The sequence below is a fragment of the Spongorhabdus nitratireducens genome, assembly GCA_947387575.1.
In the GTDB taxonomy this organism is placed as follows: Bacteria; Pseudomonadota; Gammaproteobacteria; order Pseudomonadales; family Endozoicomonadaceae; genus CANDOC01.
Genome location: CANDOC010000001.1, coordinates 159,826 through 172,616, shown reverse-complemented (window position 1 = coordinate 172,616; position 12,791 = coordinate 159,826). Strand labels below are relative to the sequence as shown.

Below are 12,791 nucleotides of genomic sequence, written 5' to 3'. Positions count from 1 at the left end.
CTCCGCACATCTCTGCATAAAAAAAGCCGGCATTGCCGGCTTTTTACTTTGGATACAGGTACCTGTTAGTTCCCATATTTTGCTTTAGCTTCACGCCTGCGGGCATGCAATACCGGCTCGGTGTAACCGCTGGGCTGCTCACAACCTTTCAGTACCAGATCACAGGCAGCCTGAAATGCCACACTGTTATCGAAGTCAGGCGCCATATTGCGATACAGCGGATCACCGGCATTCTGCTGATCAACCACGGCAGCCATGCGCTGCAGGGTTGCTACCACCTGCTCTTCGCTGCAAACACCATGACGCAGCCAGTTGGCAATATGCTGGCTTGAAATCCGCAGCGTTGCCCGGTCTTCCATAAGGCCGACATTATTAATATCCGGCACCTTGGAACAGCCTACGCCCTGATTAACCCAGCGCACCACATATCCCAGAATACCCTGCGCGTTGTTATCCAGTTCCTGCTGAATCGTTTCAGGGGTCAGCACTGAAAATCCATCCAACAGTGGCAGGGTCAGAATATCATCGACACTGGCCGGGGTACGGTGCATCAGCTCTTCCTGACGGGCTGCGACATTAATCCGGTGATAGTGGATCGCATGCAGGGTAGCAGCAGTAGGCGACGGAACCCAGGCGGTATTGGCACCGGACAGCGGATGACCGGATTTCTGCGCCATCATCTGCGCCATTTCATCCGGCATAGCCCACATACCCTTGCCAATCTGAGCCTTGCCTTTCAGACCGGTCGCCAGTCCGGTATCAACATTGGCATCTTCGTATGCCTTGATCCAGACCGACTGCTTCATTTCACCCTTGGGCACAACCGGCCCTGCTTCCATCGAGGTATGGATTTCATCGCCGGTACGATCCAGGAAGCCGGTATTGATAAAGACCACACGCTCGCTGGCAGCCCGGATACACTCTTTCAGATTGACGGTTGTCCGGCGCTCTTCATCCATAATACCCATCTTCAGGGTATTTCTTTCCAGCCCCAGAGCATCTTCAATCCGTGCGAACAGCTTGTTGGCAAACGCCACTTCTTCCGGGCCGTGCATTTTAGGCTTAACGATATACACACTGTTCTGACGTGAATTACGACGGGAACCGGTCTGCTTCAGGTCGTGAATGGCACACAGCGAGGTCATCAGACCATCAAGAATGCCTTCCGGGATTTCATTACCGTCTTTATCCAGCACCGCATCGGTCGTCATCAGGTGGCCGACATTGCGGACAAACAGCAGACTGCGACCGTGCAGAGTCAGCTCACTACCATCTGCAGCGGTATAAAACCGGTCAGGATTCATGGTACGGGTAAAGGTCTTGCCGCCCTTTTGCACCTGTTCGCTCAGAGAACCTTTCATCAAACCCAGCCAGTTACTGTAGACCTGAGCCTTGTCTTCTGCGTCCACCGCAGCAATGGAGTCTTCACAGTCCATAATGGTGGACAGCGCCGATTCCAGTACCACATCCTTGATATGAGCCGGGTCAGTTTTGCCAATGGGGTGCTCAGCATCAAACTGAACTTCTGCATGCAACTCATTGTTTTTCAACAAAATGCATACAGGTTCGGAAACCTCTCCTCGGTAACCGGCAAATTTCTCAGGAGTTTTCAGCCCGGTTTCACAACCGTTATTCAGGGTGACAGCCAGCTGGCTTTCCTTGATACGGTAATGGGTAGCATCAGCATGAGAACCGTTTGCCAACGGAGCCATTTCATCCAGCAGATTGCGGGCAAAGGCAATAACCTTTTCTCCCCGCTTCGGGTTATATCCCTGCCCCTTTTCTGCACCGCCTTCGTCAGAGATAACATCGGTGCCGTACAGTGCATCATACAGCGAACCCCAGCGGGCATTCGCCGCGTTCAATGCATAGCGGGCATTCATAACCGGCACAACCAGCTGTGGACCGGCCATGGTAGCCAGCTCGGCATCGACGTTTTCGGTACTGATATTGAAGTCATCACCTTCAGATACCAGATAGCCGATAGATTTGAGAAAGGATTTATATTCTGTGGGAATATGTGGCTGTCCCTGATGTTCCCGGTGCCACTGATCGATCTGCTGCTGCAGCTGTTCACGCTTCTGTAGCAAGGCGCTGTTTTCAGGCCCCAGCTCATCAAGAATCTTTTCCAGTGCCAACCAGACACTGTCTGCATCTACCCCCGTGCCGGGAGCAATTTCATTACGAACCAGCTCATCGAGTACCTGTGCGACTTTCAGGCCGCCTATTGTTATACGTTCAGTCATCGTTTTTGCCCTGGTTTAATAATTCTCCCGGCCATCGCTAATGCTCGACCGTAGACGGGCTCGATTCTAGAGGATTTAGGTACGCTTGCCTTAATCCGACCATTTATATTCGGTATTTAGAATATGAATAAATAGCAGCCTGTTTATTGCAGATTGTTTTTTTGTACGGAAAGCATGATCCTGCCCGGCACTATACTGAGGAAATAAGGATGTTTTACAGGGAAGTCTCATCATGCCAATGGGCCCGGTTCACACCACTACGACAACTACTGTCTTCAGCTCCAATGGACAGCCACCTGCCGTATTTCATTCAGGATCATCAGGTACGGCTTTTAACCGGGATGTTCAGGCCCTAGTCAATTCTACAACCAACCTGAGTCAGAATATCCAGCAACAACAATGGACGGGACAGCCTGTCTTCTCCAGAGCCGCGGTTTTTCATCCTCCTGTCAGCCATCTCAATCCGGCACCACAGCAGGGTTACCAGCAAAATTACGGCGGGTATCAACATAGTTATCAACCCAGCTATCAACAGAGCTACCAGCCCGGCTATCAGGTTAGCCAGTTTAGTGACCAGGGGTGGCATGTAACACAACATGTACAGACACCTCCCTTTCAAGCCAAGCCACAGGCTCAATACTTCGCCCAGCAGTCATTGCAACCCTACCAGCCTCCGGTTCTGCATCATGTTGCCGTTGCAGCACCGAAAGTAACTGTTTTCAGTAGCCACCAGGGCTACCCGGCTCCTACTGTACATTTTGTACAGCAGACTCCGGCTTCTCACCGGGCAGTGCCGAAAGAAAGACTGCATCTTGAGTTTGTTAACAAAGTCGCAGGCCAAAACTTCAAAGAAAAAAGAAACAGCATCAGTGGGCTGAAAAAGGCCTTTAAACAAAGCACCAAAGGACTTAAAGGCGCAGATAAGCAGTGGGCAAAGAATATGGCAAAGCTGCTTGATCAGTCCATCCATACTCGAGGCATCAGGAACCGTAAAACAACCATCGACCGTAACAGCCTCAATACTTTCTTCAGCATTCTCGAACAGCGGGACAGAACACCCCACAGCTCAACAGAATCCCGTTTCCAACCAGTCTACAACCAGGAGCGTCTGGTTTCCGGATTGAGAGGACGTATCGGACCTGAACCGCAACCCAAACGAATAGTGAAGCCCCATATCAGGCCGCAGGCCAAGCCAGAAGCAAATCAAAATCAGCCCAGAATTACCATTCCTGTAGTCCGCTCCGGGGCAACCAAGGAACCACCCGAAACTCTGCCCAAACCACCGGTAAGCACATCGAGATCTGTATCCTCAGGCTCAACACCAACTGGCCCTAAAGCAGCCACTCCGGAGGTCAGCTATAAAGACCTGAACAGAGAGCTGCAGCTGATTAAGGCAGGGATGGATTTACAAGATGCCGTCGAAGAGTCCAATGTAGACTCTAAACAGCCCTCAATGAAAGAACGCTTGCAACCAGTTGTAGATCAGTTACAGCAATCAAACCGGCCCGAGCCCTCTTCAACGACCACAACGGAAGCAGGTGATGACTGGCTTAAAGAACTCGAAAAACTGGAGGAAGTAGTCAACCAACAACAACTCAAAACGTCCGACGATCAATCAAAAACAACATCGTCAACTCCCGTTAGCACACCTCCAGCACCACAGACATCTGTACCTAAACGGCCGTCGTTAGTACAAGTTGGGAAAGACGCCCAAACCCTGCTCCAACATGGAGAAAAGCGTTCCTATGATGGCGGCGCAACGACCTTGGTCACCGGCTTGCCTGGCCCTCTGGAGGCAGAGTACGGTGCAGGTGCCGGACTGTCATGTGGTCAGGACTGTACAGCTGATGAACTAACATCTGCGGTAACGTCCATACTGCAACAGGCTGTGGAAAAAGGAGACAAGAGCCTTGCTCTTACCCCTTTCCTCACAGAGTACAGCAATCTCGATAATGATGAAGTCGCCGCAACCTGGACGAATGCAGTCAAGACCTTCGCAGAGTCACATGATGGTGATATGCCGAAAGTCTTCTTTGTCGTAAACCAGCTCGATGCCCAAAAGGCCGAACATACCCGCCTGCTGACATTATCCATGGCCGGTCTCAACTGATATCAAAACGATCAGGGCAGCAGGCTTTCCATCAGGGAAACCAGCTGCTCAAGATCAAGCGGTTTTGATAAAAATGCCGCTGCTCCGCTATCAAGAGCTTTCTGCTGATCTTCCGGATACGCCTTGGCACTGGCCACAATAATCGGCACTTGCTGGGTAGAAGGCGCCTGCTGAAGTTCATTCAGTACATCATAGCCGTCCATTACCGGCATCATAATATCCAGAATCACCAGATCAAAATTGTTGTCTTCCTCCAGCAGTTTACGCAAGCCAAAGCGACCATTGTCGGCAATGGAAACCTTGACTCCCAGCTGCTGCAGGAACTTCGACAGGGCAAAACCGGCACGCAAATCATCGTCTACCAGAAGTATCTGGGTTCCCTGCAGTTTTTCGCTGGCCTCAATCGTAAGCGCATTATCTGCAACTGGTTCCTCAGATTCTTCCTGAGCCTCAGGCAGATTTTCCTCTTGCGGCTGTTTCAGCGGCAATACAAGCGTAAAGCAACTGCCTTTATCAGTCTGACTGGTGACTTCCAGCTTTCCACCCAGCAAAGAAGCCAGCTTGTTGGAAATAGTCAGTCCCAGTCCGGTACCGCCATAGTTGCGTGTCGTTGAACCATCGGCCTGGGTGAAAGCCTCAAAAATCAGCTGCTGCTTTTCTTCGGGAATTCCAATGCCGGTATCTTCAACACTGACCCTGAGTATGTCTTCATCATCCATCTCAAAGCCGAGTCGAACATGCCCTTCCTCGGTAAACTTGATAGCATTGCCTAACAGATTTTTGAGTATCTGTTGCAGCCGCTGGGCGTCGGTCACAATACTGTCCGGCAGCTCGGCATCCAGTGATGCCTGAAATGCGATTTTCTTCTGCTTCGCCAGCGGCTTGAACATCTTCAGCAGGTAGCGGGAAAGGTCTTGCAGGTAAACCGTTTCTTCAACCACCCCCAACTTGCCGGCCTGAATACGGGACAGATCCAGTATTTCACCGATCAGTTGTAGCAGATCCTTACCACTGTCCATGATTACTTTGGCTGCATCAACCTGGTCTCGGGTCAGGTTTTTTTCCTTGTTCCCTGCCAGCGTACGGGCCAGTACCAGCATGCTGTTAAGCGGTGTGCGCAGTTCATGGGAGACATTAGCCAGGAACTCGTCTTTATAGCGATTGGCTTCTTCCAGCTGCTGCGCTTTTTGTCGCAGGCTGAGGTTGGCTTCTTCCAGCTCAGCAGTCCTGACCTGTACCTGTGACTCCAACCCGTCATTCAGCTCTTTTAGCTCCCGGTTTCGATAAAACAGCTCGCGAGTTTTCTCTTCCGCAATCTGCTCTGCCTCACGGCGGGCTTTTTTCTCACGCTCGATACGGCGTTTATAGCTGTCACTGTCCACGCTCAGGCACCCTTCTTCAGGGTAAATACGGCATCAGTACCTGCCGGCTCACTCAAATCCTTGCGCGAAACAGTAATTTTTTCATCGAAGTGTTTGATACAGCCATCAATCAAACCCAAGGCCAGATCAGCAAACGGACGGCGGGAATAGTAGTGAACAGTCAGCGTACCGGGCTCAGGACGCTCAGTTGCCAGTGTTGGCAGTTCCGCATCGGGGTAAAGCTTGGCAACTTCAACATGAATGTAGTCCTCAACCCGCTCCAGAAAATCAAAAGTACTTTCAAGCCCATCAAAAAAGCTGTTATGAATTTGACTGAAACGGGCAAAGAGGTGCATGCCAAAAGCATGGATCAGATCACCGGCAACGGTACCGGTTTCTTCGGAAAGCGCGACCACCATATTGACGATTTCATGGTGGTCGTAGGTGCCCAGGGTTGTATAACTTCCACCCGATTCGGGCTTCACTTTTTCCAGAATGGCATCCACCACCTCATAGGAGAATTGGCTTTCAACCATTTCCAGAAACTCTGTAAAAACAACACCTTTCATAGTCCGGCCTCCATGCCAGTCAGGTTATGTCGTCAGAGCCAATCTGGTTCAAACAGAAACTAGCGATGTCGCTTCTGGTGCCGCTCCAGATTATCCATTCTCGCCTGCTCTGATTTTTTCAGCATAATATAAACTGCCCCGGCTCCGCCATGTTGTTTTTGAGCACTGTGATACGCCAGTACACTCGGCAGTTCCAGCAGCCATTTAGCCGTATAGCTTTTTAGTATTGCCGGCTGGTCACGGTTACGGTGTCCCTTGCCATGCACAATAATCGCAGTGCGGATACCATACTGCACACAATCACGCACAAACCGGAAAACTTCGGTACGTGCCTGCTCCACAGTTTTCAAATGTAGATCCAGCCGGGCATCAACCGGATATTGTCCCAGTCGCAATTTACGGAATACACCATGCTGCACCCCGCTACTGCACCAGGATAGAACCGCATCCGCTTCAACCTGGTCAACATAACCATTGGTCAGGCCATCCCGTTCAGTCTCAAGCTCTTCCTGAGCCGAAAGCTGGCGCTGTACCTGGGTATCAGTCGGCCCTTTCCATTTTTGTTTTGACGTTACTGTTTTCGGCCCCTTCAGCGGGCGAACCCCGTCCAGCGCATCCTGAAACAGGTCGTCTTCGTCATGCACACTCATTCTGTTATCTATCCAATTAGCAGGCTGCAACTGCCGCGCGCGGGGTTTTACTTGCTTCCGCCACCGAACCGATGGTTCGTCGCAACCATTGGTGTGCCGGGGTATGGTGCAATAGAGGACTCCAGGCCATTTTGAGTTCAATCGGTTCGATCTCAAACGGCGGAGCCAGCACCACCAGCTGCGGATTATCCTGCTGTAACCTTGCCGCCCGGGTGGGAAGTGTGGCAATCAGGTCATTATTCTGGGATAGCTGCATCGCCACATGATAGTGGCGGGTAAATACCGTAATCGTCCGTTTGTGCCCCAGCTTGCCCAGGGTTTCATCAACCCAGCCCAGCCGCTGCACATCTTCCGGGTCAACCCCTACGCCAATCCCCATCCCGGTCTTGCTGACCCAGATATGGCGTGCCCGAAGGTAGTTGTCGAGGGTAAATTCTTCCAGAATCGGATTACTGCGGGACATCAGACAAGAGAAGTTATCCCGCCAGAGCGTCCGCTGATGGAACGACTGGGGCATATCATCAAACCGGTTGATCGCCATATCCACCCTGCCCTGTTCCACATCATGAAAGCTGACGTCACTGGGGGTCAGGATATCCAGAGTAATTTGCGGCGCTTCGATACGCACCCGGCGCAGCAGATCCGGAATCAGGGTTGATTCGGCATAGTCGCTGGCCATGATGCGGAACACCCGCTTGCTTGATGCCGGGTCAAACGGCTTGCGCGGCTGAATGGCCTGATCGACCTGCACCAGCACATCGCGAATCATCGGCTGTAATTCCAGCGCCTGTTCGGTTGGCGCCATGCCTTCGCTGGTACGCACCAGCAACGGATCACCAAAGTAATCCCTTAAACGACGCAGGCCGTTACTCAGCGCCGGCTGGGAGATACCCAGCGAATAGGCGGCACGGGTTACATTTCTTTCCCTTAACAGGGCATCCAGATACACGAGAAGGTTGAGGTCGATTTTACTGCCATTCATTGCATAAATATCGAAAATAAAAACTATAAATTTCCGAAATTGTCTCACAGACCATATTATTCGTCACGTCGAGTCGCTAACCGCAAATGGCTCCGGGCAGCAGAAAATTTCACGGGTAGTGAAAACACCTGAAACGAAATCCGCTGCCACGGAACTGAAGAATCATAAAAACAGCAACGACTGGAGTGAAGCATGACCCAATATAACCGTGCCGAAGAGATTGCCCGCATCGAACAGGACTGGGCAGAGAATCCTCGCTGGAAAAACGTCAAGCGTACCTACACTGCCGAAGATGTCGTCCGTCTGCGTGGCTCCGTTAAAGTTGAAAACACCATTGCCCGTCAGGGTGCTGAAAAGCTGTGGGATCTGGTTTACGGTGGTCAGGCCAAGAAAGGCTACGTAAACTGCCTCGGCGCTCTGACCGGTGGTCAGGCGGTACAGCAGGTTAAAGCCGGTATCGAAGCCATTTACCTGTCCGGCTGGCAGGTTGCAGCAGACAACAACACCGCCAGCACCATGTATCCTGACCAGTCCCTGTACCCGGTTGACTCCGTACCTGCAGTGGTCAAGCGCATCAACAACAGCTTCAAGCGTGCTGACCAGGTTCAGTGGAAAGCGGGCAAGAACCCGGGCGAAGAAGGCTACGTTGAGATGTTCGCACCGATCGTAGCTGACGCTGAAGCCGGTTTCGGTGGCGTTCTGAACGCTTACGAGCTGATGAAGAACATGATCGAGGCAGGTGCTGCCGGCGTTCACTTTGAAGACCAGCTGGCTTCTGTGAAGAAGTGTGGTCACATGGGCGGCAAGGTACTGGTTCCAACTCAGGAAGCTGTACAGAAGCTGGTTGCAGCCCGCTTGGCCGCTGACGTTGCCGACGTACCGACCATCGTTCTGGCCCGTACCGACGCCAACGCTGCAGACCTGATCACTTCTGACTGCGACGAATACGATGCTCCGTTCCTGACCGGTGAGCGTACCGCTGAAGGCTTCTTCCGCACCAAGGCCGGTATCGATCAGGCAATCGCCCGTGGTCTGGCTTACGCGCCTTACGCTGACCTGCTGTGGTGTGAGACTGCGACTCCGGATCTGGATGAAGCGCGCAAGTTTGCCGAAGCTATCCGCGCTGAATATCCTGACCAGCTGCTGGCTTACAACTGCTCACCTTCTTTCAACTGGAAGAAAAACCTGGACGACGAAACCATTGCCAAGTTCCAGCAGGAACTGAGCGACATGGGTTACAAGTACCAGTTCATCACCCTCGCTGGCATTCACAACATGTGGTACAACATGTTCGAACTGGCTCACAACTACGCTCAGGGCGAAGGCATGAAGCACTATGTAGAAATGGTGCAGGAGCCCGAGTTCGCCGCTGCCGAGAAGGGTTACACCTTCGTCGCGCACCAGCAGGAAGTGGGCACCGGTTACTTTGACGATATGACCACCGTTATCCAGGGTGGACAGTCTTCAGTAACTGCACTGACCGGCTCTACTGAAGAAGAACAGTTCTAAAAACATTTAGACTGAAGCTTCATCAAAAAGCCCCGGCAGATTATTCTGCCGGGGCTTTTTATTTAACTGATTTATCTTATTTAACTGGCTATTTTATTCAGCAGCCGGTAATGGCTCGGGGGAAACAATAATGCCGTTGTTATCTGCGTAAATATAATCACCCGGCTTAAAGGTCACTCCGCCAAACGTTACCACGACATCAACATCACCAATGCCGCGCTTGTCAGTTTTCATGGGGTGGGAACCCAAAGCCTGAACGCCCAAATCCAGTTCGGCAATCACATCCACATCACGGATACAGCCATACATAATGATTCCGTGCCAGCCATTGTTAACCGCCTTTTCAGCCAACATATCGCCCAGGCAGGCACGACGCATGGAACCACCAGCATCTACTACCATCACCTTGCCGGAACCGTCAGTATCCACCAGCTCTTTTACTTTGGAGTTATCTTCATAGCATTTAACAGTCACAATCTGACCGCCAAATGAAGAGCAACCACCGTAGTTACGAAATAAAGGATCAACTACCTGAATCAGTTCAGGATAAGCATCGCACAGGTCGGGAGTAATATAATTCTTTTTATCCATCTTGATATCCCCTGTTACAGGAGACTCATTGTAAACGATACTTTGAAAAGATCAGCTTTTTAAACCCGGCCCCCACCAGAATGATAGTTATGGCCCCTATCGCCACCGGCGTCAGCAGAAAGTTCCAGCTTTGACCGGTCATCATTATCAGCAACGGATTTGCACCTGCAGGAGGATGAGTGGTGCCTGTCATTAACATGGCTGTCACGCCAAGCCCTGTAGCGACTGCAAGCCATAGGGGTTCAGCCCCTGCATACTGGGCAAAAACAACTCCAATCAATGCTGTCAGCAGATGACCAAAGAATACATTTTTAGGTTGTGCCAACGGGCTGTCCGGTAAACCAAACACCAGCACAGTAGAAGCTCCAAAAGGTGCCATCAGCATAACCAGCCCGGGAGATAGCTGATCAGCAAAAGCCAGAATTCCCACAGCAACAGCAGCTCCTACGCCAGATAACAACTGCATCAGAATTTTACTCATACCAACGACTCCTTAATCGAAAAAGTAGACCGATCTGTCTACACTACACAGTAGACAAGTCGGTCTACTTTTTGTCAACATGCACTTTTACTTAAGGCTGGTTTTAGAGTCATCCATGGTCGCTTCAGATAAACGCAGTCAACTGCTCGAAACAGCCCTGCAGCTTTTCTATGAAAAGGGAATCAATGCAGTGGGTATCAATGAAGTACTAAAGTCATCAGGCATTGCCAAAAAGACACTGTACAACCATTTCAGCAGCAAGGATGAGCTGGTACTGGCTTCACTTCAGTTACGAGATCAGCGATTCCTTGCCTGGATTGAAAGCAAAATAGAAAAAGCCGTAGACAATAAACAGGTCGTCATTCAACTGTTCAAAGCACTGACAGATTGGTTTAACAACCGTGCTCCGGAATTACCACCGTTCAGGGGATGCTTTTTTATCAATTCCGCTATTGAGTATGGGGTGACTAATGACGAGGTTGCAGCATACTGCCGGCAGCACAAACAACAGTTCCGGCAGATACTAGCAGCCAGATTGACAGATATACCTGAAGGCATACTGGATACGCTGTGCACGCTTAAGGAAGGCGCCATTGTTATGGCTCAGGTTTCCGGTGATACAATGGCTGCTGAGAAATGCCTGCCAGCGGCATTAAAACTACTGAATAAAGATTAGTTGCCCCTTGATGGAAGCAAACCGTCAAGTTTTCAGTTGATTCTTTATTGAAAATAAAAAAGGCAGGATAGTCAAAGCTACTCAGGTGATATGAAAAGGAATTTCACCTTTGCATATCACCCGAGCAGCTTCAGGGGGAGCAATAATTAAAGCGGCATATCTAATGTACTGACAACAGGGTTATCAGCATCAGAAAGCATCTCCAGCGCATCATGGGAAACCGGGCGCACCCATGACTGCAATCCAGCCTGCTTCAGTTTCTGATTTGCTTCATTGGCCTGGGCTACTTCTGCAAAATAGCCATAACCAACAGACAGCCAGCCATCATTACGGGATATCATGTAAAGCCCCTTGATATCGTCGACTGAATCAAGAAACTTGTCCATTCGCTCCTGGGTACGGAATGCGGCAAGTTGCAACGTATAACCATCACTTGTCTGAGCCACGATGACGTCCGAAGCAACCTCAGGCTTCACTTCCGGCTCATTTTGCGCCTTTACAACAGCAGTTTGCACATCAACCTTTTCAGCCGCTGGCACTACTGCCAGCGCTTCATCCTGCTGATTTGAAGCGTGAGTCATAGTAGCCATACTGTCATCCTCGATGATAACAGTATCTGCTATTGGCTTTTTGGCATTCGGGCTGCTCATCACAACCTGGTCATAAAGCGCGACAGCCGAGAGGTTGATTTCCTCTTCAGGTTTGGGTTCTATTTCTTTTGCTTCCGGTGCCGCTTCAGCTACAACCCGTGCTTCAGCCTTCGGCTTCGCATTAACGTCTTCAAGTGCAGCAAATTCAACCGGACGTAACCAGCCCTGAACGCCAGCTGCTTTCAGCCTGGCAAGATCAGCATTGGCCACACCCGGCATGGAATAAAAGCCATAGCCTACAGACATCCAGCCATCACTACGCTTGACCCGGTACAGGTTTCCCCGGTCTTCCACCGTCTCCAGAAAACGCTTCAGACGCTCTTTGGTACGAAAAGCAGCCAGCTGAATGGTGTAACCTTTTGTTTTGATGCCCAGATCGGATGCCGGCTCAGCCGCCGGGGCAACTTTAGGAGCAGGCGCAGCAACGGATGCAGTAGCAGGAGTGAAAACAGGTACCGGTGTAAAATCCGGTGCAGGTGAAGATTTGCGATCAGATGCGGCCAGCACTTCAGACAGTTCCGCCGAAATACCTTCCGAATATTCGGCAGCATCATCGGTGATCTCTACCGATGCAGCTAACTCTTCAGGTGTCAGAGCATTCAGGGATAGCATTGGCTCGGAAAAGTCCGCCATCATATCTTCCAGTTCCAGCGGAGCCATCCAGCCACCTTCTGGCTCTTTATCCGGATTACCGTTGCAGTTGTAACCTGAATTACCGCCACCGGAAAGACAATAGGCTCTGGCAGTATCCGAAGCCGCTGTTATTTCAGCGGAACCCGCCGTAGAAACGAACAATAGAGGCAGTGCCAGCAACGAGACAGAAGCCCGCCAGCCGGCACAATTTTTTTTATGCAAAGGCACGACATCACCCCCTGGGACATCAACAACCAAAAATACGTGTCAAATAGTCCGTTACACGACTTGTTGCTGTCAAGCAATTCCAGTCCTGTCAACACATTCAGGGTA

Annotated in this window: 11 protein-coding genes; 3 read left to right on the top strand and 8 right to left on the bottom strand. The window is 50.9% G+C overall.

All coding sequences use genetic code 11. The features are described 5' to 3' along the window. Positions 1-65: 65 nt before the first annotated feature. Positions 66-2,246: a malate synthase G gene (locus ACYZZ0_RS00760; RefSeq protein WP_461534655.1), complete on the bottom strand. Its 2,181-nt coding sequence runs from the start codon at positions 2,244-2,246 to the stop codon at positions 66-68. A 232-nt stretch (positions 2,247-2,478) separates the two neighbouring features. Here ACYZZ0_RS00760 and ACYZZ0_RS00755 point away from each other — a divergent pair, with 232 nt between their 5' ends. Beyond that, positions 2,479-4,356 carry a hypothetical protein gene (locus tag ACYZZ0_RS00755; RefSeq protein ID WP_461534654.1) on the top strand — a complete coding sequence of 626 codons (1,878 nt, stop codon included), beginning with the start codon at positions 2,479-2,481 and terminating at the stop codon, positions 4,354-4,356. Positions 4,357-4,367: 11 nt separating this feature from the next. Here the strand turns inward: ACYZZ0_RS00755 and ACYZZ0_RS00750 are convergent, their stop codons facing one another. Genes ACYZZ0_RS00750 through ACYZZ0_RS00735 form a run of 4 tightly spaced genes read right to left on the bottom strand, consistent with a single transcriptional unit; the run spans position 4,368 to position 7,918 of the window. Then, entirely contained in the window at positions 4,368-5,738 is a 1,371-nt protein-coding gene (locus tag ACYZZ0_RS00750; RefSeq protein ID WP_461534653.1) for an ATP-binding protein, read from the bottom strand. Positions 5,739-5,740: 2 nt separating this feature from the next. Further along, positions 5,741-6,286, bottom strand: coding sequence for a heme NO-binding domain-containing protein (locus ACYZZ0_RS00745; RefSeq protein WP_461534652.1), 546 nt, complete (start codon positions 6,284-6,286; stop codon positions 5,741-5,743). Positions 6,287-6,345: 59 nt separating this feature from the next. Further along, a complete protein-coding gene (smrA, locus tag ACYZZ0_RS00740; protein WP_461534651.1) occupies positions 6,346-6,936 on the bottom strand; it encodes a DNA endonuclease SmrA in 591 nt (196 codons plus the stop codon). 16 nt (positions 6,937-6,952) lie between these two features. Further along, positions 6,953-7,918, bottom strand: a complete 966-nt coding sequence (locus ACYZZ0_RS00735; RefSeq protein ID WP_461534650.1) for a LysR family transcriptional regulator — start codon at positions 7,916-7,918, stop codon at positions 6,953-6,955. A 192-nt stretch (positions 7,919-8,110) separates the two neighbouring features. Between ACYZZ0_RS00735 and aceA the strand changes: the two genes are divergently transcribed. Continuing rightward, positions 8,111-9,427, top strand: a complete 1,317-nt coding sequence (aceA, locus tag ACYZZ0_RS00730; protein WP_461534649.1) for an isocitrate lyase — start codon at positions 8,111-8,113, stop codon at positions 9,425-9,427. Between the two features lie 93 nt (positions 9,428-9,520). On the opposite strand, the gene rraA is transcribed toward aceA, so the two are convergent. Both rraA and ACYZZ0_RS00720 read right to left on the bottom strand, forming a co-directional pair. After that, on the bottom strand, positions 9,521-10,018 hold the full coding sequence (gene rraA / locus ACYZZ0_RS00725) for a ribonuclease E activity regulator RraA (protein ID WP_461534648.1): 498 nt from the start codon (positions 10,016-10,018) through the stop codon (positions 9,521-9,523). 25 nt (positions 10,019-10,043) lie between these two features. Next, a complete protein-coding gene (locus ACYZZ0_RS00720) occupies positions 10,044-10,499 on the bottom strand; it encodes an HPP family protein (RefSeq protein WP_461534647.1) in 456 nt (151 codons plus the stop codon). A 115-nt stretch (positions 10,500-10,614) separates the two neighbouring features. Here ACYZZ0_RS00720 and ACYZZ0_RS00715 point away from each other — a divergent pair, with 115 nt between their 5' ends. Next, positions 10,615-11,175 (top strand): TetR/AcrR family transcriptional regulator, encoded by a 561-nt coding sequence (locus ACYZZ0_RS00715; RefSeq protein WP_461534646.1) that lies wholly within the window; start codon positions 10,615-10,617, stop codon positions 11,173-11,175. A 146-nt stretch (positions 11,176-11,321) separates the two neighbouring features. On the opposite strand, the gene ACYZZ0_RS00710 is transcribed toward ACYZZ0_RS00715, so the two are convergent. Then, positions 11,322-12,686 (bottom strand): SPOR domain-containing protein, encoded by a 1,365-nt coding sequence (locus tag ACYZZ0_RS00710; protein WP_461534645.1) that lies wholly within the window; start codon positions 12,684-12,686, stop codon positions 11,322-11,324. Positions 12,687-12,791: the final 105 nt, after the last annotated feature.